We start from the raw sequence: 23,609 nt of genomic DNA on the forward strand, positions 1-23,609 counted from the left end.
GCTGACTTGAGGTTACACACCCCCGTGAATGTTGATTTGCACTGCCACAGCACGGCCTCCGACGGCGCCCTGGCGCCCGCGGTACTGGTTGCGCGTGCGTTTGAAAAAGGCGTGCGAGTCCTCTCGTTGACCGACCACGACACCCTCGAAGGCCTCGACGAAGCGCGTACAACGGCCCATGCCCTGGGCATGCAACTGGTCAACGGGGTGGAATTGTCCTGCACCTGGGGCGGCGCCACCATTCATGTGCTCGGCTACGGCTTCGATCAAAAAGCGCCGCCGCTGGTGGAGGCTATCGCGCAATTGCACGATGGCCGCTGGCTGCGGTCCGAAGAAATAAGCCGAAAACTCAGCCTCAAAGGCATGCCCAACGCCCTCGACGGCGCCCGCGCCCTCCAGCAGGAACTGGGTGACAGCGGCAACGCGCCGGCCCGTCCGCACTTTGCCGACTGGATGGTGCGTGAGGGTTTTGTCAAAGACCGCGCCGAAGCCTTTCGCAAGTGGCTGGGCGCCGGCAAGTTGGGCGATGTGAAGCAACATTGGCCGACCCTTGAAGACACCGTCGAGACCCTGCGGGCCTCCGGGGCCTGGGTCAGCCTCGCGCATCCCTGGCATTACGATTTCACCCGCAGCAAGCGCCGCAAGCTGATTGGCGACTATATTGGAGCGGGCGGCCACGCGATTGAGGTGGTCAACGGGCATCAACCCGCTGAACAGGTCGGCAGCCTGGCGATCCTTGCCCGCGAATTTGGTCTGCTGGTCAGTGCCGGCAGTGATTTTCATGGCCCTGGCGGCTGGTCCGAGATCGGCGAGTACCGCGCGGTCCCGGAAGATTTGCCGCTGTTGTGGGGGAGATTCAAGCATGACCCCATTATTGCCACCGTCTGAACAGGTAGAACCCGTGAGTCAATTCTTCCAGATTCATCCGGAAAACCCCCAGGCGCGCCTGGTCAAGCAGGCCGTAGAGATCATTCGCGCTGGCGGCGTGGTGATCTATCCAACCGATTCGTCCTACGCCATCGGTTGCCAGATCGGCGACAAGGGCGCAGTCGAACGTGTAAGACGCTTGCGTCAGCTGGATGACAAGCACAACTTCGCGCTGATCTGTAGCGACCTGTCCCAGCTGGGCCTGTTCGCCAAGGTCGACACCGGCACCTTCCGCTTGCTCAAGGCCCACACCCCAGGGCCCTACACCTTTATCCTCAACGCCACGCGTGAAGTGCCGCGCCTGCTGCTGCACCCGAAAAAGCGCACCATCGGCCTGCGGGTGCCGGAGCATCCCATCGCCCTGGCGCTGCTGGCCGAGCTGGGTGAGCCGTTGATGAGCGTGTCGTTGATCATGCCCGGGGAAACCGAGCCGCTCTACGATCCTTACGAAATGAGGCGCCTGCTGGAAAAACATGTCGACCTGATCATCGATGGTGGCTACGGCGGCAACAAGGCGTCCACCGTGATCAACCTGGCCGACGGCGAACCTGAAGTGATTCGTGTCGGTTGCGGCGATCCTGCGCCCTTTATGGCCGAGGCCTGAATGTCAGCTGTGGAAACCGTCGACAGCCAGGCGGGCGCCCAGCAGGAGCTGCCGTTTGCCATGGTGTACGGCCAGGCGGTGCTGGAAATGCCGCTGGACCTGTACATTCCGCCGGACGCCCTGGAAGTCTTTCTTGAGGCTTTCGAGGGGCCGTTGGACTTGCTGCTGTACCTGATCCGCAAACAAAACATCAACATCCTCGACATACCGGTGGCGGAAATCACCCGCCAGTACATGGGCTATGTCGAGTTGATGCAGTCGGTACGCCTGGAACTGGCTGCCGAGTACCTGGTGATGGCCGCCATGCTTGCCGAGATCAAGTCGCGCATGCTGCTGCCGCGCGCGGAGACGGTCGAGGCCGAAGAGGACGACCCGCGCGCCGAACTGATCCGCCGCCTGCAAGAGTACGAACGCTTCAAGGCCGCCGCCGAAGGCATCGACGGCCTGAGCCGCGTGGGCCGCGACGTGGTGGTCCCCAAGCTCGACGCCCCCGAAGCCCGGGCGCGCAAGCTGCTGCCGGACGTGAGCCTGGAAGAGTTGCTGATGTCCATGGCCGAGGTGCTGCGCCGGGGCGATATGTTCGAACACCACCAGGTCAGCCGCGAGGCCCTGTCCACCCGCGAGCGCATGAGCGATGTGCTCGAACGTCTCAAAGGCGGTGGTTTTGTGCCATTTGTCGAGCTCTTCACGCAGGAAGAAGGGCGCCTGGGGGTGGTGGTGACCTTTATGGCGGTCCTCGAACTGGTCAAGGAATCCTTGGTCGAGCTGGTCCAGAATGAGCCTTTTGCGGCTATCCACGTGCGGGCGCGAGCCGAATAAAGAGCTGAATCGATGAATTTGACTGAACCCCGCGAACTGGCCCCGTTGCTGGAGGCCTTTCTCCTGGCCTCGGGTAAACCGCAATCCCTGGAGCGCCTGTTCGAACTGTTTGAAGAAGCCGAGCGCCCTGAACCGCCGGTGTTCAAGAAGGCGCTGGAAATCCTGCGCAAATCCTGCGACGGCCGCGCCTTTGAACTGCGCGAGGTCGCGTCGGGTTATCGCCTGCAGATCCGTGAGAAGTTTTCCCCGTGGGTCGGGCGCCTCTGGGAAGAGCGCCCGCAGCGCTATTCACGGGCGATGCTGGAAACCATGGCGCTGATTGCCTATCGCCAGCCGATTACCCGCGGTGAAATCGAAGACGTGCGGGGCGTGGCGGTCAACAGCCATATCGTCAAGACGCTGCTGGAGCGTGAGTGGATCCGCATCGTCGGCTACCGCGACGTGCCCGGCAAACCCGCGATGTTCGCCACCACCAAGGTGTTCCTCGACCATTTCAACCTGAAAAACCTCGACGACCTGCCGCCCCTGGCCGAATTGCGCGAGATGGAAGCCGAGCCGGTCCTCGACTTCGACGACGCCCCAGTCCCGGAGAGCTTGCAGGAGCTGGCCGACGCCACGGCCGAGCCGGAAGAACCGAAGGACGAAACCAGTTTCCACACGTTGTTGCTGGAACTGGACGACATGGAACAGGGCATCAAGACCGACTTTGACGACTTGTTGCGTGATGGTGCGGTCGAGCCTGACACCCAGGTGAGCGTTGAACCTGAGCCTGAGGCCGAAGCCGAAGCCGAAGAAGATGTCCTGGGCGTGGCCGAAGCCCGGGAAAAACTCCTGGCCGCCGTCGCCGCCCTCGAACAGCCGCCGCTGAGCGACGAGGAAGACGAAGCCAGGGCATTGGCCGAAGCCATCGAGAACGAGCGCCGCCAGTTAGAAGACTGACGCAACCCAATGTGGGAGGGGGCAAGTCGAATCGTCGCACCGCCCCTCCCACAAGGGTTCAGTGGCGCCCTGGGCACCACCGGTCGGCGGAAAAACCACTGACCTGGCGCTTATCGACTAGTCTCTGATGCGCAACCGGCGCCATGCGCGTATGATTCGCGACCCTTTGCCGACCTATTCGGCCAAAGCCCAGCTTTCAACACTCTTCAGGCCACGCCTGAATCGACCCACCGGGAGGTGCTTAAGATGAACGACAAAGACCAGAACGACAGCCAGGAAATCGGCCCTGCAGGCGAAAAGCTGCAAAAGGTGCTGGCGCGTATCGGCGTGGGCTCGCGCCGCGACGTCGAAGCCTGGATCACCCAGAAGCGCATCAAGGTCAACGGCGTCGAGGCCACCCTGGGCCAGCGCGTCGACCTGCACGACGCAATCACCATTGATGGCAAGGTCATCAAGCGTGAAGAGGCCGCCGAATCGGTGCGCCGCGTGATCATGTACAACAAACCCGATGGCGAGATCTGCACCCGTGACGACCCGGAAGGCCGTCCGACCGTGTTCGACAAGATGCCCAAGCCTAAAGAAGGTCGTTGGATCAACATCGGTCGTCTCGACATCAACACCACCGGCTTGCTGATGTTCACCACCGACGGTGAACTGGCCAACCGCCTGATGCACCCGTCCTACGAGATGGACCGCGAATACGCCGTGCGTGTGCGTGGTGAAGTCGATGACGAGATGATCGAACGCCTCAAGGCCGGCGTGGTGCTGGAAGACGGCCCGGCCAAGTTCACCGACATCAAGCAGGCGCCGGGCGGTGAAGGTTTCAACCACTGGTACCACTGCGTGGTGATGGAAGGTCGTAACCGTGAAGTGCGTCGCCTGTGGGAGTCCCAGGGCCTGGTGGTCAGCCGCCTGAAGCGCGTGCGTTTTGGCCCGGTGTTCCTCAACTCCGACCTGCCGATGGGCCGCTGGCGCGAAATGAGCCAGTACGAAGTCGACATCCTCAGCGCCGAAGTCGGCCTGACGCCGGTCGCCATGCCGCAGATGAACGCCAAGAGCAAAGACAAGCTCGATCGTATGCAGCGTAAGTCGTCGCGCCCTGTGGCCCGTACCGAACGCGTTGCCCGCACCCTGCGCCCGGCGCTGGATGCACCGGCTACCGGCGGGCGTATCTCGCGTCAACCGCACATCGAAGGCGAGCGTCGCCCAACCGCGCCATCGCGTCAGGAAGGCGAGCGTGCTCCACGCACCCCACGCCCAGCCGGTCGTGGCGAAGCGCCAAGCGGTGGTCGCAGCAACCGTGGTGACGCCGGTCGCGGTGCTCCGGCATCCGATCGCCCGGCCGACAGCGCCAACACCAAGCGCCCAGCCAAGCCCGCGCCGAAAAAGCGCCCAGGCTTGAAGTTGGTTGCGGATGAGCCATCGGGCAAGCGCCGTGGCGCACCGGCCGGTTCGGGTCAGCGTCCAGGCTTTGGTCGCAAGAAGCCTTAAGAGCAGCGGTAAGTTTTTAGCTGCAAGCTGTAAGAAAAAGCGCGAGCCCTCACAGGCTGGCGCTTTTTTTTGCTTGAGGCTTGTAGTTTGCGGCTTATAGCTGGCCCTAGAACGCAAATCTCCCATCAAACACCGGTTTGTCATCCAACGCCAACACCCCGCTGGCAAAGATCAGGTCCAGGTGATGACTGCCTTTCTGCCCGCCACCCAAGCCCAGGTGCAAGCCGCAATGGCGCTCCTCGAACCCGGCGTTGCGCGCATACAGGTCCTTCACCCCTTCATTGGTGCCAATCCCCAGCTCCTCCACCCGGCGGTTGGACGGGTTGGCATTCAGGTATTTGTTGAAGTCATCAGCCAGCCCCGGCACGTCACTGGCCACGCTGCAGATGGTCGAGTTTTCGATCCACAGTTCCAGCGGTGATTGCAGCACGCCGTATTTGCGTGCGAAGGGGATAGTGCTGAGAAAGGTGCCGACAAACCGCACCTGGCCATTGATGGCCTCGCTGTGGGTGGCGATTTCGCCGGGGGCCAGGTCGTGGTTGCCGATGCCGTTGATATTGGTCCACTTCTTGATGCTGCTCATGGGCGCCTGCAGGCGTGAGCCGTGCTTGTCGGTAAAGCTCAGCACTGTGGCTTGGGACATGCGCCGGATCAGCGTGGCATTGAGGTCGGCGATGCGCTGCGGCTCGACGCTGAAGGTGTCGTAAAAATAGTCGCCGTAATCCTTGAATAGCAGCGATTTCTTCCAGTGTTCGGCCATCACACCTTGCAGGGCACGGATAAAGTCCGGGCCTTCGGCGCGCGGGTTGGGCAAGGTGGAGGAATCGTAGAGAAACAGGTACAGGTCGCAGGCTTCGATGGCCTGGGCCAGGCTGTCGCTGTCGGCCAGGTCCAGGCGCTGTACCTGGAAGTTGAAACGGGCGGCGCTGCTCTGGGTGATCGCCTGGGCGATGGCGTCGTAGCGCTCGGTGTGGCCCAGCAGCACGGTGGGGCAGCTCAGGCCGTGGAGGGCCGGGTGGTGCGCGAGGTAGTAGAGAAAGTGTTCAACGGCGCGGGCCTTGTCCATGACGTATGTCCTTGTGTGCCTTGGGTAAGGAGGCAGGTGCCGTGCACAGCACCTGCCGAATACGTGCCGGGTGTCAGAAAGGCCACATCGCCGTGCCGAAAGGCACAACGGCATCGGCTTGCATCATTTCAACGGCGGCCTCGTGGGTCGGCGCTTCAAACCAATCGTCGAGTTGCAGTTCGGTTTCCAGGTCGTTTTCCAGTGCTTGCATGGTGTATCTCCTAGAGGACGTTGTTTGAGAACGGCTTGCCAGCGGGCTTCGCTGGGCAAGTGAAAGAACCTAGGTGAGAGTGTTTCGGAATGCAAAAATTTTATTGACACGGTCTCATTTGGATTTTTTCTTCTGTTTTTTCGCCGGCCTTTTTTCTTCAGGAAATACAGCCCATTGGCATCGCTGATATTGATAATTTTTCCTACCGACAATTTTCCAGAAACTTACAGCTGTAACGCCGATTTTCCATGCTGTAACGATTAATTTACGTGTAGCTCGCGGCATGATTGGCCTCTTTACCGCTGTAAGGAATACCTGACAGATCGTCGCACGCGCTCTGCGGGTACGGCTGCAAGCTGTCGAGCGGTGTACAATGCGCCGCGTTTTACTGTGACCCCCTTGCGTAACCACGCAAAAGGCCAAGACCTCAGGGTTTACCCACCCTGATCACTCCGCCTGGCCACGAGCCCGGCGGGTTCGATTTCGTCACAGATAAAAACAAACAGGTGACGCATGACCGTTAGAAAGACGCTGTACTCCTGGTGCCTGCGCTGGGGTTTGAGCGGCGCTGCTTGAGTCGGTAATTCAAGGCAGCAACCTGCATTCAACATCATCAAACCTTGCGTGAGACCCTTTTCATGAGTGAACCCCATTCCTCTTCAGGCGAGCTGAAACGCGGCCTGAAAAATCGGCATATCCAGTTGATCGCTCTCGGTGGCGCTATCGGCACCGGCCTGTTCCTGGGCTCGGCCGGCGTGCTCAAATCCGCCGGCCCGTCGATGATCCTGGGTTATGCCATCTGCGGCTTCATTGCCTTCATGATCATGCGCCAGCTCGGCGAAATGATCGTCGAAGAGCCGGTCGCCGGTTCCTTCAGCCACTTTGCCCACAAGTACTGGGGCGGTTTCGCCGGCTTCCTGTCGGGCTGGAACTGCTGGATCCTGTACATCCTGGTGGGCATGTCCGAGCTGACAGCCGTCGGCAAATACGTGCACTACTGGTGGCCGGAGATCCCGACCTGGGTCTCGGCGGCGGCGTTCTTCGTGCTGATCAACCTGATCAACCTGGCCAACGTCAAAGTCTTTGGTGAAGCGGAGTTCTGGTTCGCCATCATCAAGGTGGTGGCCATCGTCGGCATGATCGCCCTCGGCAGCTACCTGCTGGTCAGTGGCAGCGGCGGCCCGCAAGCCTCGGTGAGCAACCTGTGGGAACACGGCGGCTTCTTCCCCCATGGCGTGGGCGGCTTGGTGATGGCCATGGCGATCATCATGTTCTCCTTTGGTGGCCTGGAAATGCTCGGCTTCACCGCCGCCGAAGCCGACCAGCCACGCACCGTGATCCCCAAGGCGATCAACCAGGTGATTTACCGCATCCTGATCTTCTACATCGGCGCCCTGGTCGTGCTGTTGTCGCTGACGCCATGGGACAGCCTGCTGGCCACCCTCAACGCCTCCGGCGATGCCTACAGCGGCAGCCCGTTCGTGCAGGTGTTCTCGATGCTGGGCAGCAACACCGCTGCACATATCCTCAACTTCGTGGTGTTGACGGCGGCGTTGTCGGTGTACAACAGCGGCACCTACTGCAACAGCCGCATGCTGCTGGGCATGGCCGAGCAGGGTGATGCGCCCAAGGCGCTGGCCAAGATCGACAAGCGCGGCGTGCCAGTGCGTTCGATCCTCGCCTCGGCGGCGGTCACGCTGGTGGCGGTGCTGATGAACTACTTCATTCCGCAACACGCCCTGGAACTGCTGATGTCCCTGGTCGTGGCCACGTTGGTGATCAACTGGGCGATGATCAGCTTCTCCCACTTCAAGTTCCGCCAGCACATGAACCGCACCGGCCAGGTGCCGCTGTTCAAGGCGCTGTGGTACCCGTACGGCAACTATGTGTGCCTGGCGTTCGTGGTGTTTATCCTGGTGATCATGCTGATGATTCCGGGGATCCGGGTGTCGGTTTATGCGATCCCGGTGTGGGTGGCGTTTATGGCGGTGTGTTACTGGGCCAAGAACAAGCGCAGTGCTGAAGCCGCGTTGAGTGCGGCGAATACCGCGTTGAAGTAAACAGCCTCGCATCAACACAAAGCCCTGCGCCTTGTTGATCCCCGGTCGGGACACAGGGTGAGGGCTTTCAGTCTGTGTTCAGTTCAATACCGCACACCGGATCACCGACTTTTTGAAATAACACCATTCATATAGTGATTTAAATCGCGCAGGTCATTGATGCTCCAAGCGTGCGGCGATAGCTTTACACCGTTCTCTTTCAGCGTCTTTGGAATCAGGTTTCCATTGGGGCGAAGTATTACCGAAGACACAATAACGCCTGGATAATCAGTGAGCCGTCTTTTAAAGGCGGAAGTTGTAAGGTCCGGCGTGGGAGGATTGCTTTTATTCGCCAAAGGCCCTGTTGCCTTGAGATCTGCGCCGTGACACATGGCACATCGTTGTGAATAGAGATTTTTCCCATTGGCATTATCCGCAAAAGCGGGTGCAGCTTGAATGAGCGCTGAAAGCCCTAACAAAGCGAAGAACAGTATTTTAGAGGAAACAGTCAGCGAAGGCGTATTTATAACAGCGGTATGAAGCATGCTAATCCCTTGAGCATTTATAATTTTACGGGTGCACTGCGTACGGTATTTACTTGTGGCCGGTACTTTCGTGGTTGCTTTAGATGATGTCAATGCCGCATCGACTTGAGCGGGGCTGACTTGTCGGGGGGCGGGTTGCGCCTCAATGATGCCAAATTGTTCAAAGGCGCGGTGATTTCCAAAGCCCAGGCGTTGGTGTTGTTGTCTGAGCTGGGCTTGTCTGTTGCTTGAGGTTTTATGATGTTCTTAGGGCAGCGTGCCCGCTTATCACTGCTTTGCATTTATCACCGCAATTCAGAAAACGACTACAGAAAAAAATGCTTTATCTGCATTCACTCAACATTGAGATTTCATCTGTTCTTAATGAGGAGTTCGTCATGATCGGAGTGCCACACCCAGCGCAACAGACTTTTAATACGCCGATGTTTCCCTCAAGCGTCCCTCAGCGCAATAAAGTCACCGAAAACAGGCAGATAGAGGCCAACGTGGGACGGCTCGCCAGTGAAAGCCCAGCAGCCCATAAAACAATTGATGGTTTGCTTGCCAGCTTGATCAAACTGTCTGCGTTGGTCGAGGGTAATGAGCTCAGGGCCACGGTCAACTTGTTGAGCAGTTACTCTTCGGATCAGCCCCGCTTTGGCGTGATCGGTCAGTTGGGCTCCGGCGGTTTCAACCGTATCCTTGATGAAGCGCGGCAGGGAGGCTCACGTGCTCACCGCTCGGGTGAGGAACCGCTGACATTGCGAGAAAAGGCCACTGCTTTTTTCAACCTAAGCAACTCGGCTTACTTTCGAGAAACCCTGGAGCGCGTTCACGGCTCAAGTGAACTGAAAAAGCGTGTCGCGGAGATTGTTGATGTGCCTTATTTGGAATCCAAGCAATTCGGACCTGCCCGCGGCAGTACTAAAGAGAGTCAATTGCCGGAGCAACTGGCGCTTTATACGTTCAATAATGAAAACACTCAGGATGCCTCGCAGAATCCGCATCTTTATGAATCCACCAAGGATGTAAACGGGCGGGCAGTGCTGAGCAATCCAGCAAAGGCCGGCGCCAGTCTGACCAGAGTACAGAACGACTTCCGTGAAGCTGCTCCGCAGGGCAGCAACGTCTGGGTGTCGGCCGCCGACCTGAAAGCCGACAACCGGTTGAGTTCACGGGAACTTGATTTTGCGCGCCTTAACCCACGCAACCGTGTGGATCGAGATGACGGACAATTTGGCGACCAAGGACCGATCAAAAGCCAGGCGTCCCTGCCGTTGGAGCATACCGTAATCCCCCGGGGTAACGGCTTCGCCGTCTGGCGAGTCAAGCAAGGCACTGGCTTTGCCAAGGACGCGGCGGTGCAGCAAAAACCTGTCGTAGCGGGCCCGTCAGGAACCACCGACCGCTTTATGACGGCTGCCCGGTTGTTGGGCATTGGGCTAGTCAATACGTTGGGGCTTAACCAGCCAAAGGCTGGCGAGTCGAGTGAGCAGGCCGATGTGAGGGCCCAGCGGGAAATGAAAGAGTTGGTACGTTGGATGGCCACTGGTTACCTGGTGGATGACAATCATCACTCCATGGTTGAGGTCAACCTGGGGGCCGCTAACCACGGCCTCCCTGCACAGTGGGGGGATTCGCTCTATCGAGAGCTGTTCTGCGCCCCGATCGCAGCCCACGATTTCACGATTTCCAATTCAGAGGTTATGAATGCTCTGAACAAGCAGCCGTCAGTGAGCACTCATTATGAAAAGTTCCGCCATGACTTGCAGGGTGGCGGTCGAGCCAAGGTCATGCCGGACGGGAGGATCATTTGATATCAGGCGCTATGGGCACCGTAGTTTGCTGAATGTGCTCATCGTAGATTCCGGTTTACGGCGAGGGCCTTGTTTTGTTCGAGTATGCTGACCGCTCTGAACAACGGACCTGTCCCAATGCTGGTAATTTCCAACAACGTGCACCTGCCCGACGCCGAAATCGAGCTGACCGCCATCCGCGCCCAGGGCGCCGGTGGGCAGAACGTCAACAAGGTGTCGAGTGCGGTGCACCTGCGGTTTGATATTCCGGCGTCGTCGCTGCCGGCGTTCTACAAGGAGCGACTGCTGGCGCTGCGTGACAGTCGTATCACCAGCGAAGGCGTGCTGGTGCTCAAGGCCCAGCAGTACCGGACCCAGGAACAGAACCGCGCGGATGCGCTGGAACGTCTGGTGGAGCTGATCCTCAGCGCCACCAAGGTCGAGAAGAAGCGCCGCCCGACCAAGCCGACCCTGGGCTCGAAAAAGCGCCGCCTGGAATCCAAGACCAAGCGTGGCAGCATCAAGGCCGGGCGCGGCAAGGTCGACTTCTAAGCGTCGCGCGCTTCGCGGGCCTTGGGCGCTTGCCGGTACAGGTAGACACTCAGCAGCAAACCACCGAGGGCGGCGAGGGCGGCAAACAGGAAGATTGACGCAAAGCCGAAACCTGCCGCGACTGCCCCGGCCAACGGCCCGGTAATCCCCAGCGACAGGTCGATAAACAGCGAGTAAGCCCCCACCGCCGAACCACGACTGGACGCGGGCACCAGGTTGACCGCCTCCACCCCCAGCGCCGGAAATACCAGGGAAAAGCCGAAACCGCTCAACGCCGCGCCGGCCAGGGCCAGGTTGGCATCCGGTGCCAACCACAACAGCAGCAGGCCGAGGATCTCCACCGACAGGCAGGCGATTGCCACGCGAAAGCCGCCGATGCGGTTGATCAAATTGCCGAACAACAGGCGCGCACCGATAAAGCTGGCGCCGAACAGGCTCAATGCCCATACCGCGTTATCCCAATGCTGGGTGGTGTAATAGAGGGTGATAAAGGTGGCGATGGTGCCAAAGCCGATGGAACCCAGGGCCAGCGCGCAGCCGTGGGGCAGGACCCGGCCCAGTACATTCATGAAGGGCAGGCGCACGCCGGCTACGATGGGGGCGGCCACTTTGTTCCAGGCCAGCAACACACCGACTACCGCCAGCAGGATAATGCTGACGCCCATGCTCCACAGTCCGAAATGCCTCACCAGCAGCACGCCCAATGGCGCGCCGACGGCCAGTGCGCCGTAACTGGCAATGCCGTTCCACGAGATGACCTTGGCGGTATTGGCCGCGCCCACCCGGCCGATGCCCCAGCCGATGGCGCCTGAACCCACCAGGCTTTCCGCGCTGCCCAGCACCAATCGGCCGATGAGCAGGCTGGCCAGGCTGACGGCCGGCACGCTTGACAACCACGCCGCAAGCAACATGAACACGCCACTCAAGCCGCAGCCCACCAGGCCGATCAGTACCGCGCGCTTGCTGCCCAAGTTATCGATGATTTTGCCTGCATACGGACGGCTCAACAGCGTGGCCAGGTATTGCACGCTGATCACCAGCCCGGCGATCACCGCGCCATAGCCCAGTTCGCTGTGGACATAGCCTGGCAATACGGCCAGGGGAATGCCGATATTCAGGTAGCCGATAAAAGTGAACAACACGATGGAAACAACTTGCAGCGTGACCGCCATGGGGCGCTGGGTATCTGGCATGGGGAAGGGTCCACTGTCGCAGCAGGTAAAGATAGGCTGCTAATGATACCGGGGCTTGAGCCTGCGCAGGGCGGTAAAACGCAAAAACGTCAGATCAAAGACGTCAGGCTTGAGTGGGGGCGAGTAACTGGGTGGTGACCAGGGCGGCCAAGGCGTTTTCCTGGGTGCCGAAGCGCTTGAGCAACAGGGCTTGTTTATCCGCGCTGAGGCGGTTCCACACTTCGACCATCTGCAGTGCGGTGTCGAGTACGGCGGTGTCCGGGAGGGTGTCTGTCATGGCGGGTACCTCGGGTGATTCAGGCAGTGTGGAAAGCGTTCAAAGGTACGCTTTCCACACGGTCTGGTACGGCGTCAGTCCTGGCGTTTGCTGTCGACTGGTTTTGCTTGTTTGGCCTCAGGCTGCTTATCGCGGGCCTGCTGCGGTGTTGGCTGCTCTGTAGGGTGCAGGCTTGGGAAGGGGAGATTAGGTATTTCGTGCATCGTCGTCGCTCCTCGCAAAGTCTGTTTTTTCAATCGCAGGTGATTCCGCGCTCTCAAAAAGCCTTGGCAGGATACAGCACTGTAAATGACAAAAAGACTTTTATATCGCCGGGTGTACGAACCTTTTATCGTTTTCACGCAAGTGACAAGAGGTCACACCGTTCAGAACGGAACCTTGCCCAGGATCATGTCGCGGTACATCACAAAATCCCCCAGCAGGCTGTAGAACGGGTGCTGGAAGGTCGCCGGGCGGTTCTTTTCGAAGAAGAAGTGCCCGATCCAGGCAAAGCTGTAACCGGCAATCGGCACGGCCAACAACAGGCCCAGCGAACCTCTGCCGATGGCATAGGCCAGGATGCCGATCACCAGGGTGGTGCCGATAAAGTGCAGGCGCCGGCAGGTGCTGTTGCCGTGCTCGGTCAGGTAATAAGGGTAAAACTCAGCAAAGCTGTTGAATCGCTTGAGGTTTTCCACTGCGGCCGGCCCTTTGATTGTTGTGCCGCCCAACAGATGTTCGGCGGGGAGCTTATTTGAGTCTAGAGTGATCAGTGGTAACAGCCAGTGACAATAGATGCCACTTTAGTATCCTTGGCTTTCCTGGCTGCCGTTTTGAGCCTGCTTTATTAAGAAGACGCCATGAGCGAACGAACAACTTCTGCAAGCTGGGCCATGGGGATAGTCAAGGCACTGGAAATGGACGGTCTGGATTGCCGCGCCTTGTTCAAGCAGCTGGGCCTGGACTACGCAGCTCTAAGTGACCCCGATGCGCGGTTCCCGCAAGACTCCATGACCCGTCTTTGGCAGCGCGCGGTCGAGTTGTCGGGCAACCCGGCGATTGGCCTGAACATGGGCAAAGTGGTGCGCCCGGCGTCGTTTCATGTGGCCGGTTACGCCTTGATGTCCAGCAATACCCTGGCCGAAGGCTTTATGCGCCTGGTGCGTTACCAACGGATCATCGCCGAAAGCGCCGACTTGAGCTTCCGACTATTACCTGAAGGCTATGCGCTGATTCTGACGGTGCATGGCGATCATCTTCCGCCGACCCGACAAAGCGCCGAAGCTTCCCTGGCCTGTGCATTGGCGCTGTGCGGCTGGCTCACCGGCCGTACCCTGCAACCACGCAAGGTGCTGTTGCAGGGCGATCAGCCGGAAGATCAGGCCCCTTATAAACACGCGTTCCATGCCCCGCTGGAGTTCAATGCGCCGTATGACGCACTGATCTTCGAGCGCGCCGACATGGACGCGCCATTGCCCACGGCCAACGAGGCCATGGCGCTGTTGCACGATCGATTTGCCGGTGAGTACCTGGCGCGGTTCTCCGAAAGCCGTGTGACCCACAAGGCGCGGCAGGTGCTGTGCCGACTGCTGCCCCAGGGCGAACCCAAGCGCGAAGTGGTGGCCCAGACCCTGCACCTGTCCCAGCGCACCTTGCAGCGGCGTTTGCAGGAAGAAGGCACCAGTTTCCAGACCCTGCTCGACGACACCCGCCGCGAACTGGCCGAGCAATACCTGGCGCAGCCGAGCATGACCCTGTTGGAGATTGCCTACCTGTTGGGCTTTGCCGACCCGAGCAACTTCTTTCGCGCGTTTCGCCGCTGGTTCGATGCCACGCCCGGCGAATACCGGGCGCGGTTGCAGGATGCGTCGACGGTCAGTGACGCCAGAACGCAGGAATGCACAGAACAAAGACTGTGATGATTTCCAGTCGGCCCAACAGCATGCCCAGCGACAGGATCCACTTGGCCGCATCCGGCAGGCTGGCGAAGTTGCCGGCCGGGCCAATGGTTTCCCCCAGGCCCGGGCCGACGCCGGACACGGTGCTGGCGGCGCCGGTAAGTGCGGTCATCCAGTCCAGGCCCAGCAGCGACAAGGCCAGGGCGATGGCGCAGATGGTAATGGCGAAGAAAAACGAAAAGGTCAGGATCGAACGCACGATTTCTTCGTCGAGGCGATGGCCGTTGTACTTCTGCTTGATCACCGCGCGCGGGTGAATCAGCTGGTTCAAGTTGGCCTTGAGCAGGATATAGGCGACCTGGAAACGGAAGATCTTGATCCCGCCCGCCGTGGAGCCCGAACAGCCACCGATGAAGCCCAGGTAGAAGAACAGCATCAGTGAGAAATTGCCCCACAGGCTGTAGTCCCCCAGTGCAAAACCGGTGGTGGTTACTACTGATGTGACGTTCAACGCTACGTGGCGCAGGGCATCCAGCCAATGCAGGTTGGTGGTCCACCAGTACCAGGTGCCGAGCACCAGCCAGGTCACCAGCAACAAACCGAGTAAGCCCTGTACTTGCTGATCCTTGATCAATGCCTTGCGATTGCCGCGCAAGGTGGCGACGTACAGGGTGAACGGCAGGCTGCCGAGGATCATCACCACCACCGCCACCCAGTGCACCGCCGGTTGTTTCCAGTGCGCCAGGGATTCGTCGGAGGTGGAGAACCCTCCGGTGGAAATCGCCGACATTGCGTGGTTGATCGCATCGAACAGGCCCATGCCGGCCCACCAGAATGCCAGGCTGCCGAGGATGGTGATGCCGACATAGGCCGCCACGATCAGCCGCGCCACCATGTGCGAGCGGGGCATGACTTTTTCCGAGCGGTCCGAGGATTCGGTCTGGAACAGGCGCATGCCACCGATGCGCAGCAGCGGCAGGATCGCCACTGCCATGCCGATAAAGCCGATGCCACCGAGCCAGTGCAGCAGCGAGCGCCACATCAAAATGCCGGGTGACAGGGTGTCCAGGCCGCTCAGCACCGTGGAACCGGTCGCGGTGATGCCGGACATGCTTTCGAAAAACGAGTCGGTGTAGCTGATGTGCTGGGTCAGCAGGAACGGCAGCGCGGCGAACACGCACACCACCACCCAACTGCTGACCGTGAGCAGGTACATGTCTCGCGGACGCAGGTGCACGTGTTCGGGGCGGCCGGGAATCACCAGGGCGAGCCCGGCGACAAAGGTGATCAGGCTGGCCCAGAGGAACGACGGCAGGTCGCTGGTGCGTTCGAAAATCACCAGGGTGGCCATGGGCACGACCATGGCGATCGCGAGTGTGATCAGGAAGATGCCGATGATGAAACCGATGATGCGTAGGGTCGGCAACGCCATGAAGTGAGCTCGAAATGGGCAGAGGCGCCATTCTACCTGGGGTGCAGGGTATGTAAACCGGGCTTTGAAAGCGACGCAAATCAAATGTGGGAGGGGGCTTGCTCCCGATGGCGGTGGGTCAGCAGATACTTTCTTCACTGACAGACCGCCATCGGGAGCAAGCCCCCTCTCACATGGGTTCCGGGGGGTAAAAAAAAGGCGACCCGAAGGTCGCCTCATTCAACTCGGCACTGATCAGAACTCGTGATCAGCGTTATCCGGGTTCAGGTCGCTGATGCCCAGCTTGCCTGCCGCGGCTTCGATCGAACCGGTCTGCTTGACCAGCGAAGCAATGGCGTCGCGCACGATCTGGTTGCCCGCGTCGTTACCGGCCGCGATCAGCTGGTCGTAGTGCTCACCCTTGTTGGCGTGATCAACCATGACCTGGATCTTCGCTTCGGTCGCCGCCAGGTCCGCTTTCAGCGCGGTATCGGCAGCAGGGTCGGCCTTGGCCACCAGGGACGACAGGCTGGCGCCGGTCATTTTGGTGCCGTCGACGCGGGTGTACTCGCCCAGGTAGACGTTACGGATGCCCTTGGCGTCGTAGAAGTGCGAGTAGTGGGTGTTGTCGCTGAAGCAGTCCTGTTCGTCTTCCGGCGAGTTGGCTTCCAGGGAAACCTTCATGCGCTCACCGGCCAGCTCGCCCAAGGACAGGCTGCCCATGCCGAACAGCATTTTGCGCAGGCCGTCGGTGGCAGGTTCTGCCTCGAGGGTGGCGCGGTAGTTGTCTTCGACGTTGGGTTTCCAGTTGCCGACCATTTCCTGCAGGTCGCTGACCAGCAGTTGGGTCACGGCCGTCAGGTAGGCGCGGCGGCGCTCGTTGTGGCCGCCGGTTGCGCCGTCGCCGGTCAGGTAGTCCGACGCCGGGCGGTTGCCGGCGCCAGGGCCGGTGCCGTTCAGATCCTGGCCCCAGAGCAGGAACTCGATAGCGTGGTAGCCGGTGGCGACGTTGGCCTCGGAACCGCCCAGCTCATTGAGGCTGGCGAGTTTTTCCGGGGTGATGTCCTTCACGTCGACCTTGTCTTCGCCGACCTGAACTTCGGTGTTGGCGATGATGTTGGCGTTAGCGCCTGGGTTACCCAGGGCGTGCTCGTAGGATTTGTCGACGTAGTCGATCAGGCCTTCGTCCAGCGGCCAGGCGTTAACCTGACCTTCCCAGTCATCGATGATGGTGTTGCCGAAGCGGAACACTTCGCTCTGCAGGTACGGAACGCGAGCGGCAACCCAGGCGGCGCGGGCGGCTTTCAGGGTTTCGTCGTTCGGCTTGGCGAGGAAGGCGTCGATTGCGGTTTGCAGGGTTTTTGCGGTGGATTCGGCATCGCTGTACACCGCGAAGACCATATCGGCGTAATGCGCGACCACGGCCTTGGCGGCCGCTTCGTCGACCTGGCCGGCGGGGGTAGCGGCAGCCGCTGGAGCGGTGGTGCTGGCAGCCGGGGTCGGCGCCTGGTTTGCTGCGGCCTTGTCTTTACCTTCGCCGCAACCGGCGAGAGAAATGGCAATGGCCAGCAGACTGGCGGTGGCCAGGGGCATACGAATCATGGCGAACATCCTGCTTCGGTTGTTGATGGGCGCGCGGGGTCGCGCAAAACTGCGACATAATGCGAAAGATTTGCATTTTGTGTAAAGGGTTATACGCGGGAAATATTCAGTATCGTTTCGCCAGGTCAGAGAATAGCCGCGCTATTGCGCTCGGCCTGTTTCAAAAAAGCCGCCAACTCCCGGGCCTGCAAGGGTTTGCTGTAGTAGTAGCCCTGACCTTCATGGCAGCCCTCGGAGATGATGTAAGCCTCCTGCTCTGCGGTTTCCACGCCTTCAGCGATGACCTGCATGCCCAGGCTTTTGCCCAGTTGGATAATGGCGCGAACGATGGTGGCATCGTCATCGTCGTCCAGCAGGTCCTGGACGAAGCTCTTGTCGATCTTGATCTTGTCCAGCGGCAGGCTTTTCAAATAGCTCAAGGAGGAGTAGCCGGTGCCGAAGTCATCGATGGCGATCAACGCCCCGGAGCGGCGCAGGCTCAACAGGTGTTGGGCGGCGGTGCTGATGTCTTCCATCAGGCCAGTCTCGGTGACTTCCAGTTCCAGGCTGCGCGGCGGCAGGCGGTAGATCTGCATCAGGTTGTTGACCACCCGTGGCAACTCGGTGTGGTGCAGCTGCACGGTGGACAGGTTGACCGCCATGCGCAGTTCGGTGAAGCCCAGGTCATGCCATTCGCGCAATTGTCGGCACGCCTGATCCAGCACCCATTCGCCAATCGGAATAATGGTGCCGTTCTGTTCTGCCAGCGGGATGAACAGGTCGGGCGGTACCAGGCCGTGTTCCGGGTGTTGCCAGCGGATCAGTGCTTCCACGCCCACCACACGCTGGTCGAGATAGCTGATCTGCGGCTGGTAGACCAGGTAGAACTGGTCGCGGCTGAGGGCGTCGCGCAGGTCTTTTTCCAGCTCGCGGCGGCGGCGCATTTCGCTGTCGACGCTGGCGATATAGAACTGATAGCGGTTGCGTGAGCGGCTTTTGGCCAGGGTCATGGTCTGTTCGGCTTTTTGCAGCAGCTTCTCGGTGCTGTCGCCGTCTTCCGGGAACAAGGTGATGCCGATGGTGGCGCGCAGGCGAATTTCCTCGTGGTCGAGGGCGAACTCCGCCTCCAGGTCGTCGAGGATACTTTGCGCCAGTTCGGCCGCTTCATAGGGTTGGTCGATATCGGCCTGTACCAGCGCGAACTGATCGCCCCCGAGGCGGGCGAGGGCGCCGAGGCGGCCGCTGTGGGCGCGCAAACGGTCGGCCAGGGCCAGCAACAATTTGTCGCCGGCCTGGTAGGTGAACTGCTCGTTGACGCTTTTGAAGTCGTCCAACCCCACGCATAACACCGCTACGCGGCGCTGGCGGCGGCCGGCGTCGATGAGGATCTTGTCCAGTTGCTCCTGCAGTTTCTGGCGGTTGGGCAGGCCGGTCAGGAAGTCGTATTGGGCCATGCGCAACAGGCTGCTTTCCGCCTCATGGCGCAGGTGCGTATTGCGCTCGATGGATTCGAGCAACTGGTTGGCGGTGTTGATCCATAACCCCAACTCATTGCGCTCGTGGCCCTTGAGTTGCGGGATTTTGTGCTGGCTGGGACGGTCCGGGTTGATCGAGGTGAGATGCTCGATAATCCGCGACAGCGGCTTGGTCAGCAGCCAGTGGTAAACCAGGTACAACACCAGGCCCATGGCCAAGGCGCGTAACACGCCGGAAATGAAGATGATCACCGAACTGACAATAAAGCCCTGGCCATAAGTGGCGGTGTCGAGGGTAATGCTCAGGTCGCCGTAATACTCGCTGTAGGGGCCTTTGCCGACCAATGCAGTGGTGAAGGTGCGTTCCTGGCCAAGAATCAAGTCGGTGAGCCAGCGGCTGGGTGAGTGCTGCAAGGCGCGGCTTTTTTCCGCCAGCATGGTTTCGTTGGGATGGCCGATGGAGGCCATGCGCACCGCCTCGTCCTGGAACAGCCCTTCGATCACCTGCATGCCCATTTCGCGGTCCAGGCTGTAGACGGCCTGGGTCGAGGGGTCGCGAAACATGTCGAGAATGCGCTGGGCATCACCGGCCACGGCCTGACGTGTCTTGTAGGCATCGAAAACGATCTGCGCCACGCTCAGCGCTACGCCCACGATCAACGCCGACAGGAGCACAACCCGTAGCAACTTCACCGACAAGCTGTTCTTGAGTTCCAGCTTCAAAGGGGCATTCCTTGTCTCATGCGGGTGGCCTTCAATATGCCATGAGTATTGGCAATCTGGTGATGGCAGTCAAAGGGACATTGGGGCAAAAGCTCAATTGGCGCTTTGGCTTGACCGGCATGGAGGGGCGCCAACCCAGGTCGGTGCCTGGCAGGCGTGAATAAAGAGTGAGCGTACTGCGCAAATATTGACTGGAACGAAGGCGGAGCAGGCCCGCCTTCTGTCAGGAGGCGATATTAAAAACTAAACGGGCCCAGCGGTTTTAGCGCTTCTCCTGCGACCTTTTTGAGGGCACCTGTAGTACCCATGACGTTGCTTGCCAGATCCGCTGCACCCTTTGCTGCATCCATACCGGTACCAAGAAGCTTCGCTACCATCGGAATTGCACCCGCTACCATCGAAATAGGATTCATCGTAATTCTCCACCGTTAGCTGAGAGGGTTATTCCTCCGGCCACTTGGGTGGTGAATTATTACCGTTGAGTTCCAGTCTTCAGATACTGACCTTTGGGGGAGAGCACCCACAAAAAAGCCCGGCAATCGCCGGGCTCTTTCTACTGCAAGGGTTGCTTAGGCAGTGAAGGTCTTGCCTTCGAACTGCTCAGCAACGAACTTCCAGTTGACCAGGTTCCAGAACGCTTCCACATACTTTGGACGCACGTTGCGGTAGTCGATGTAGTAGGCGTGTTCCCATACGTCGCAGGTCAGCAGCGGGGTGTCGCCGCCGGTCAGCGGGTTGCCGGCGCCGATGGTGCTGGCCAGGGCCAGGGAACCGTCAGCCTTTTTCACCAGCCAGCCCCAACCGGAACCGAAGGTGCCGACGGACGTCTTGGTGAACTCTTCCTTGAACTTGTCGAACGAACCGAACGCAGCGTTGATGGCTTCAGCCAGCGCGCCGGTTGGTTGGCCACCGGCGTTTGGCGCCAGGCAGTTCCAGTAGAAGGTGTGGTTCCAGACCTGAGCGGCGTTGTTGAAGATGCCGCCCGAAGAAGACTTGACGATCTCTTCCAGGGTCTTGCCTTCGAACTCGGTGCCAGGCACCAGGTTGTTCAGGTTCACGACATAGGTGTTGTGGTGCTTGTCGTGGTGGTACTCCAAGGTTTCCTTGGAGATATGCGGCTGCAGGGCATCGTGTGCGTAGGGCAGCGGCGGCAATTCGAAAGCCATGATGATTCTCCTAATCAGGTCAGTTGCGGTGAGCGCAAGGCCGATCACGGGCGGCCAAACAAGCGCCGGGGAGTTTGTACTCTTTGCGGCGCAGGGTCCGGATCATAGCACCGGGGGTGCGGCAAAACCACGCAACAACTGTGTGGGATAGAGGTTCCAGAGCGTTTTGGAATATTCATCAGGCACTGATCAACTGATAGGCCACGCTGAACATCATCACCGCTACCAACAGGTCCAGCAGGCGCCATGTCGCCGGTCGTGCCAGCCACGGCGCCAACCAGGCCGCGCCGAGCGCCAGGGTGGTGAACCACAGGAACGATGCACTTGCGGCCCCAGCCACGTAGGCACCGGGTTCGGTTTGCTGGGCGCCCAGTGAGCCGATCAGCAGCACTGTATCCAAGTAGACATGGGGGTTGAGCAGTGTCACCGCCAAGGCACTGAGCATTACTGCACGCAATGAGCGGGTTTTGAGGCTATCGCCCTGGTCCAGGCTCTGTTTCGAACAGGCCCTGCGCAGCGCGCACGCCCCGTACCACAGCAGGAAGACGGCACCGCCCCAACGCGCCACCGCCAGCAGTATGGGGCTCTGCGCCAGCACCGTTGCCAGACCGAATACACCAGCCGCGACCAGCAGCGCATCACAGATCACACACAGGGCTGCGACGGGCAGGTGATGCTCACGGCGCAGGCTCTGGGCCAGGACGAACGCATTTTGCGTACCGATTGCCATGATCAGCCCAAGCGCCACCAGCAATCCGTTTATATAGCTTTGCCACATAGATAAAGATCCTCTCAACGATGCTGGTCATTCTCGTGCTCAAGGCTGTATAAGAAAAACCAATATTGCTGATCGCTCATTAGAGAAACTGATGTTCGACTATAAATTGCTTTCCGCCCTCGCGGCGGTGGTGGAACAGGCCGGCTTCGAGCGCGGTGCCCAGGTATTGGGGCTGTCGCAATCGGCGATTTCCCAGCGCATCAAGTTATTGGAAGCACGCATCGGCCAGCCGGTGCTGGTGCGGGTCACGCCGCCTGCGCCCACCGATATTGGTCGGCGCTTGCTTAACCATGTGCAGCAGGTGCGGCTGTTGGAGCGCGACCTGCAAAGCCAGGTGCCGGCGCTGGACGAAGAAGGCATGCCCGAACGCCTGCGTATCGCCCTGAATGCCGACAGCCTCGCCACTTGGTGGGCTGAGGCTGTCAGTGACTTTTGTGCCGAGCAGCATCTGCTACTGGATCTGGTGGTAGAGGACCAGACGGTGGGCCTCAAGCGCATGCGCGCCGGCGAGGTGGCCGCCTGCATTTGCGCCAGCGAACGCCCGGTGGCCGGTGCCCGCAGCCTGTTGCTGGGCGCCATGCGGTATCGGGCGCTGGCCAGTCCGGCCTTTATTGCCCGGCATTTCCCCCAAGGTGTGCGCGCCGAGCAACTGGCGCGCACACCGGCGCTGGTGTTTGGTCCGGATGATTTCCTGCAGCATCGCTACCTGGCGTCCTTGGGCGTTGGCGGTGGTTTCGAACACCATTTATGCCCATCGTCCGAAGGCTTTATCCGCCTGGCGGAAGCCGGGCTCGGCTGGGGGCTGGTGCCTGAATTGCAGGTACGCGACCAATTGGAAAAGGGCGTGCTGGTCGAGTTATTGCCAGATAAGCCCATCGATGTGCCGTTGTACTGGCATCATTGGCGCAGTGGCGGGCAGCTGTTGGGCCTGTTGACCGACCATCTGGCCCACGCCTGTGGACAATGGTTGGTGTCGTACGAGCAGTGACGAGCGTCAAGCTGCAAGCTGCAAGAGAAGAGCTTGCAGACGTATTTAACTTGCAGCTTATAGCTTGAGGCTTACAGCTGCATCCGTAGGAGGCACCATGAAAGTTCTGGTCACCGGCGCAAGCGGCTTCATCGGCGGGCGCTTTGCGCGTTTCGCCCTGGAGCAGGGCCTGGACGTGCGGGTCAACGGGCGGCGCGCCGAGGGTGTGGAGCACCTGGTTCGGCGCGGTGCCGAGTTTATCCAGGGTGACCTGAATGACGCCGACCTGGTGCGCGGCCTGTGCCGTGATGTCGAAGCCGTGGTGCACTGCGCCGGTGCTGTTGGGCTGTGGGGGCGTTACCAGGACTTTCACCAAGGCAACGTGCTGGTCACCGAAAACGTTGTTGAAGCCTGCCTTAAACAGCGGGTCGGGCGCCTGGTGCACCTGTCGTCGCCGTCGATCTATTTCGATGGTCGTGATCACCTGGGGCTTACCGAAGAGCAAGTGCCCAAGCGCTTCAAGCACCCCTATGCCGCCACCAAATACCTGGCGGAGCAGAAGGTGTTCGGCGCCCAGGAGTTCGGCCTGGAAGTGCTGGCCCTGCGCCCGCGTTTCGTCACCGGCGCCGGCGACATGAGTATCTTCCCGCGCTTGCTGAAAATGCAGCGCAAGAACCGTCTGGCCATCGTCGGCGACGGCCTGAACAAGGTGGATTTCACCAGCATTCACAACCTTAACGAAGCATTGCTGAGCAGCTTGCTCGCCCCTGGGTCTGCGCTGGGCAAGGCCTATAACATCAGCAACGGCACGCCGGTGCCGGTGTGGGACGTGGTGAACTACGTGATGCGCCAAATGGAGCTGCCCCAGGTGACCCGTTATCGGTCCTACGCCTTGTCCTACAGCGTGGCTGCGTTGAACGAGGCAGTCTGTGCAATGTGGCCCGGACGGCCGGAGCCGTCGTTGTCGCGCCTTGGCATGCAGGTAATGAACAAAGATTTCACCCTCGACATCAGCCGGGCCAGGCATTATCTGGATTACGAGCCCAAGGTCAGCCTGTGGACCGCCCTCGACGAGTTCTGCAGTTGGTGGAAGGCCCAGGATCCCGGGTTCAAATAAGGTCACAACAGGCAACACATCGGGAACCGAATTCCAGCTTCCGGGTCGATCAACGCGATGGAGTTGGGGTTTATAC

The 23,609-nt window shown here is 60.1% G+C and carries 24 protein-coding genes; 11 read left to right on the forward strand and 13 right to left on the reverse strand.

Annotated features, from left to right (window positions below):
* Nucleotides 1–24: 24 nt before the first annotated feature.
* The 5 genes from AB1462_RS05690 (at nucleotide 25) to rluB (ending at nucleotide 4,780) form a co-directional block, all read left to right on the forward strand.
* A complete protein-coding gene (locus AB1462_RS05690) occupies nucleotides 25–888 on the forward strand; it encodes a PHP domain-containing protein (RefSeq protein ID WP_367246334.1) in 864 nt (287 codons plus the stop codon).
* Between the two features lie 13 nt (nucleotides 889–901).
* Nucleotides 902–1,531, forward strand: a complete 630-nt coding sequence (locus AB1462_RS05695) for an L-threonylcarbamoyladenylate synthase (protein WP_090400538.1) — start codon at nucleotides 902–904, stop codon at nucleotides 1,529–1,531.
* 120 nt (nucleotides 1,532–1,651) lie between these two features.
* Complete coding sequence (locus AB1462_RS05700; RefSeq protein ID WP_186731547.1) at nucleotides 1,652–2,350, forward strand: ScpA family protein; 699 nt, start codon at nucleotides 1,652–1,654, stop codon at nucleotides 2,348–2,350.
* A gap of 12 nt (nucleotides 2,351–2,362) precedes the next feature.
* Nucleotides 2,363–3,289 (forward strand): SMC-Scp complex subunit ScpB, encoded by a 927-nt coding sequence (scpB, locus tag AB1462_RS05705; protein WP_259191386.1) that lies wholly within the window; start codon nucleotides 2,363–2,365, stop codon nucleotides 3,287–3,289.
* Nucleotides 3,290–3,535: 246 nt separating this feature from the next.
* Nucleotides 3,536–4,780 (forward strand): 23S rRNA pseudouridine(2605) synthase RluB, encoded by a 1,245-nt coding sequence (gene rluB / locus AB1462_RS05710; protein WP_090400535.1) that lies wholly within the window; start codon nucleotides 3,536–3,538, stop codon nucleotides 4,778–4,780.
* Nucleotides 4,781–4,886: 106 nt separating this feature from the next.
* Here the strand turns inward: rluB and AB1462_RS05715 are convergent, their stop codons facing one another.
* The 3 genes from AB1462_RS05715 to AB1462_RS05725 form a co-directional block, all read right to left on the reverse strand.
* The gene (locus AB1462_RS05715; RefSeq protein WP_090400534.1) at nucleotides 4,887–5,846 is read right to left on the reverse strand and encodes a leucyl aminopeptidase; all 960 of its coding nucleotides are present in this window, start codon (nucleotides 5,844–5,846) and stop codon (nucleotides 4,887–4,889) included.
* 73 nt (nucleotides 5,847–5,919) lie between these two features.
* Nucleotides 5,920–6,057, reverse strand: a complete 138-nt coding sequence (locus tag AB1462_RS05720; protein ID WP_003175756.1) for a hypothetical protein — start codon at nucleotides 6,055–6,057, stop codon at nucleotides 5,920–5,922.
* A 114-nt stretch (nucleotides 6,058–6,171) separates the two neighbouring features.
* Complete coding sequence (locus tag AB1462_RS05725) at nucleotides 6,172–6,342, reverse strand: hypothetical protein (protein WP_159440112.1); 171 nt, start codon at nucleotides 6,340–6,342, stop codon at nucleotides 6,172–6,174.
* Between the two features lie 353 nt (nucleotides 6,343–6,695).
* On the opposite strand from AB1462_RS05725, the gene AB1462_RS05730 reads away from it, so the two are divergent.
* Nucleotides 6,696–8,117, forward strand: a complete 1,422-nt coding sequence (locus AB1462_RS05730) for an amino acid permease (protein ID WP_090400533.1) — start codon at nucleotides 6,696–6,698, stop codon at nucleotides 8,115–8,117.
* Between the two features lie 101 nt (nucleotides 8,118–8,218).
* On the opposite strand, the gene AB1462_RS05735 is transcribed toward AB1462_RS05730, so the two are convergent.
* On the reverse strand, nucleotides 8,219–8,641 hold the full coding sequence (locus AB1462_RS05735) for a c-type cytochrome (protein ID WP_090400532.1): 423 nt from the start codon (nucleotides 8,639–8,641) through the stop codon (nucleotides 8,219–8,221).
* A gap of 317 nt (nucleotides 8,642–8,958) precedes the next feature.
* On the opposite strand from AB1462_RS05735, the gene AB1462_RS05740 reads away from it, so the two are divergent.
* Together AB1462_RS05740 and arfB are read left to right on the forward strand one after the other, a co-directional pair.
* Nucleotides 8,959–10,437 (forward strand): hypothetical protein, encoded by a 1,479-nt coding sequence (locus AB1462_RS05740; protein WP_367246335.1) that lies wholly within the window; start codon nucleotides 8,959–8,961, stop codon nucleotides 10,435–10,437.
* Nucleotides 10,438–10,554: 117 nt separating this feature from the next.
* The gene (arfB, locus tag AB1462_RS05745; protein WP_017139168.1) at nucleotides 10,555–10,968 is read left to right on the forward strand and encodes an alternative ribosome rescue aminoacyl-tRNA hydrolase ArfB; all 414 of its coding nucleotides are present in this window, start codon (nucleotides 10,555–10,557) and stop codon (nucleotides 10,966–10,968) included.
* Here arfB and AB1462_RS05750 read toward each other — a convergent pair.
* The 3 genes from AB1462_RS05750 to AB1462_RS05760 form a co-directional block, all read right to left on the reverse strand.
* On the reverse strand, nucleotides 10,965–12,161 hold the full coding sequence (locus AB1462_RS05750; protein WP_315336418.1) for an MFS transporter: 1,197 nt from the start codon (nucleotides 12,159–12,161) through the stop codon (nucleotides 10,965–10,967). The genes arfB and AB1462_RS05750 overlap by 4 nt on opposite strands.
* Before the next feature lie 103 nt (nucleotides 12,162–12,264).
* Complete coding sequence (locus tag AB1462_RS05755; protein ID WP_167361087.1) at nucleotides 12,265–12,438, reverse strand: hypothetical protein; 174 nt, start codon at nucleotides 12,436–12,438, stop codon at nucleotides 12,265–12,267.
* Between the two features lie 365 nt (nucleotides 12,439–12,803).
* A complete protein-coding gene (locus AB1462_RS05760) occupies nucleotides 12,804–13,115 on the reverse strand; it encodes a DUF962 domain-containing protein (RefSeq protein ID WP_027605580.1) in 312 nt (103 codons plus the stop codon).
* Between the two features lie 162 nt (nucleotides 13,116–13,277).
* On the opposite strand from AB1462_RS05760, the gene AB1462_RS05765 reads away from it, so the two are divergent.
* Nucleotides 13,278–14,336, forward strand: coding sequence for an AraC family transcriptional regulator (locus tag AB1462_RS05765; RefSeq protein WP_090400529.1), 1,059 nt, complete (start codon nucleotides 13,278–13,280; stop codon nucleotides 14,334–14,336).
* Here AB1462_RS05765 and AB1462_RS05770 read toward each other — a convergent pair.
* The 6 genes from AB1462_RS05770 to AB1462_RS05795 form a co-directional block, all read right to left on the reverse strand.
* Entirely contained in the window at nucleotides 14,293–15,747 is a 1,455-nt protein-coding gene (locus AB1462_RS05770) for a TrkH family potassium uptake protein (RefSeq protein ID WP_027605582.1), read from the reverse strand. The genes AB1462_RS05765 and AB1462_RS05770 overlap by 44 nt on opposite strands.
* Nucleotides 15,748–15,981: 234 nt before the next feature.
* Nucleotides 15,982–17,328 carry an imelysin family protein gene (locus AB1462_RS05775; protein WP_090400527.1) on the reverse strand — a complete coding sequence of 449 codons (1,347 nt, stop codon included), beginning with the start codon at nucleotides 17,326–17,328 and terminating at the stop codon, nucleotides 15,982–15,984.
* Between the two features lie 125 nt (nucleotides 17,329–17,453).
* Nucleotides 17,454–19,505, reverse strand: coding sequence for a bifunctional diguanylate cyclase/phosphodiesterase (locus tag AB1462_RS05780; protein WP_090400526.1), 2,052 nt, complete (start codon nucleotides 19,503–19,505; stop codon nucleotides 17,454–17,456).
* A gap of 236 nt (nucleotides 19,506–19,741) precedes the next feature.
* The gene (locus AB1462_RS05785) at nucleotides 19,742–19,918 is read right to left on the reverse strand and encodes a hypothetical protein (RefSeq protein WP_367246336.1); all 177 of its coding nucleotides are present in this window, start codon (nucleotides 19,916–19,918) and stop codon (nucleotides 19,742–19,744) included.
* Nucleotides 19,919–20,074: 156 nt separating this feature from the next.
* Nucleotides 20,075–20,671 (reverse strand): Fe-Mn family superoxide dismutase, encoded by a 597-nt coding sequence (locus AB1462_RS05790; RefSeq protein WP_090400525.1) that lies wholly within the window; start codon nucleotides 20,669–20,671, stop codon nucleotides 20,075–20,077.
* A gap of 178 nt (nucleotides 20,672–20,849) precedes the next feature.
* Nucleotides 20,850–21,449 (reverse strand): LysE/ArgO family amino acid transporter, encoded by a 600-nt coding sequence (locus AB1462_RS05795; RefSeq protein ID WP_090400524.1) that lies wholly within the window; start codon nucleotides 21,447–21,449, stop codon nucleotides 20,850–20,852.
* A gap of 91 nt (nucleotides 21,450–21,540) precedes the next feature.
* Between AB1462_RS05795 and AB1462_RS05800 the strand changes: the two genes are divergently transcribed.
* Both AB1462_RS05800 and AB1462_RS05805 read left to right on the forward strand, forming a co-directional pair.
* Complete coding sequence (locus tag AB1462_RS05800) at nucleotides 21,541–22,437, forward strand: LysR family transcriptional regulator ArgP (protein ID WP_090400523.1); 897 nt, start codon at nucleotides 21,541–21,543, stop codon at nucleotides 22,435–22,437.
* 97 nt (nucleotides 22,438–22,534) lie between these two features.
* Entirely contained in the window at nucleotides 22,535–23,533 is a 999-nt protein-coding gene (locus AB1462_RS05805) for an NAD(P)-dependent oxidoreductase (protein ID WP_090400522.1), read from the forward strand.
* Nucleotides 23,534–23,609 lie beyond the last annotated feature (76 nt).

The sequence above is a fragment of the Pseudomonas sp. SB113 genome (assembly GCF_040754745.1).
Taxonomy (GTDB): domain Bacteria; phylum Pseudomonadota; class Gammaproteobacteria; order Pseudomonadales; family Pseudomonadaceae; genus Aquipseudomonas; species Aquipseudomonas grimontii.

Bases quoted from the DNA above. Each gene is read 5' to 3' on its own strand.
- scpB (WP_259191386.1), top strand. From the start codon at position 2,363: ATGAATTTGACTGAACCCCGCGAACTGGCCCCGTTGCTGGAGGCCTTT.
- rluB (WP_090400535.1), top strand. From the start codon at position 3,536: ATGAACGACAAAGACCAGAACGACAGCCAGGAAATCGGCCCTGCAGGC.
- AB1462_RS05715 (WP_090400534.1), bottom strand. From the start codon at position 5,846: ATGGACAAGGCCCGCGCCGTTGAACACTTTCTCTACTACCTCGCGCAC.
- AB1462_RS05720 (WP_003175756.1), bottom strand. From the start codon at position 6,057: ATGCAAGCACTGGAAAACGACCTGGAAACCGAACTGCAACTCGACGAT.
- AB1462_RS05725 (WP_159440112.1), bottom strand. From the start codon at position 6,342: ATGCCGCGAGCTACACGTAAATTAATCGTTACAGCATGGAAAATCGGC.
- AB1462_RS05730 (WP_090400533.1), top strand. From the start codon at position 6,696: ATGAGTGAACCCCATTCCTCTTCAGGCGAGCTGAAACGCGGCCTGAAA.
- AB1462_RS05735 (WP_090400532.1), bottom strand. From the start codon at position 8,641: ATGCTTCATACCGCTGTTATAAATACGCCTTCGCTGACTGTTTCCTCT.
- AB1462_RS05740 (WP_367246335.1), top strand. From the start codon at position 8,959: ATGCTTTATCTGCATTCACTCAACATTGAGATTTCATCTGTTCTTAAT.
- arfB (WP_017139168.1), top strand. From the start codon at position 10,555: ATGCTGGTAATTTCCAACAACGTGCACCTGCCCGACGCCGAAATCGAG.
- AB1462_RS05750 (WP_315336418.1), bottom strand. From the start codon at position 12,161: ATGCCAGATACCCAGCGCCCCATGGCGGTCACGCTGCAAGTTGTTTCC.
- AB1462_RS05755 (WP_167361087.1), bottom strand. From the start codon at position 12,438: ATGACAGACACCCTCCCGGACACCGCCGTACTCGACACCGCACTGCAG.
- AB1462_RS05765 (WP_090400529.1), top strand. From the start codon at position 13,278: ATGAGCGAACGAACAACTTCTGCAAGCTGGGCCATGGGGATAGTCAAG.
- AB1462_RS05770 (WP_027605582.1), bottom strand. From the start codon at position 15,747: ATGGCGTTGCCGACCCTACGCATCATCGGTTTCATCATCGGCATCTTC.
- AB1462_RS05775 (WP_090400527.1), bottom strand. From the start codon at position 17,328: ATGATTCGTATGCCCCTGGCCACCGCCAGTCTGCTGGCCATTGCCATT.
- AB1462_RS05785 (WP_367246336.1), bottom strand. From the start codon at position 19,918: ATGAATCCTATTTCGATGGTAGCGGGTGCAATTCCGATGGTAGCGAAG.
- AB1462_RS05790 (WP_090400525.1), bottom strand. From the start codon at position 20,671: ATGGCTTTCGAATTGCCGCCGCTGCCCTACGCACACGATGCCCTGCAG.
- AB1462_RS05795 (WP_090400524.1), bottom strand. From the start codon at position 21,449: ATGTGGCAAAGCTATATAAACGGATTGCTGGTGGCGCTTGGGCTGATC.
- AB1462_RS05800 (WP_090400523.1), top strand. From the start codon at position 21,541: ATGTTCGACTATAAATTGCTTTCCGCCCTCGCGGCGGTGGTGGAACAG.
- AB1462_RS05805 (WP_090400522.1), top strand. From the start codon at position 22,535: ATGAAAGTTCTGGTCACCGGCGCAAGCGGCTTCATCGGCGGGCGCTTT.